At 54.6% G+C, this 295-nt stretch carries 1 protein-coding gene; it reads left to right on the forward strand.

The annotated features are described in order from the left end of the window. Window positions 1-186: 186 nt before the first annotated feature. On the forward strand, window positions 187-295 hold a 109-nt coding region (locus tag R0J88_RS19470; protein WP_410900792.1), incomplete at its 3' end, for a TraY domain-containing protein.

Consider the following 295-nt stretch of genomic DNA (forward strand, 5'->3'; position numbering starts at 1 on the left):
ACTGCCGATTTCGCACGTGCGAATTCCTTCCAGGTAAGGGCTGCAGCACCAGCCTCGGTAACCCGCTTTACGATGCCCTCAGCACCGGTTCACTCGCTTGGCTTCTGTGATCGGCTATATAGCTGGATGAGTCGTGTCGTCAGCAGTATGCTATACACGTATAGCAATACTCAGGAGAGCTTATTCATGCTGGCAATTCGACTACCTAATGACATCGAGGAACGTCTCGAGGCACTGGCCAAGGCCACTGGCCGCACCAAGACCTACTACGCTCGTGAGGCTATCCTCGAGCACC

This window comes from Pseudoalteromonas sp. SIMBA_162, from assembly GCF_046535955.1.
Taxonomy (GTDB): domain Bacteria; phylum Pseudomonadota; class Gammaproteobacteria; order Enterobacterales; family Alteromonadaceae; genus Pseudoalteromonas; species Pseudoalteromonas marina.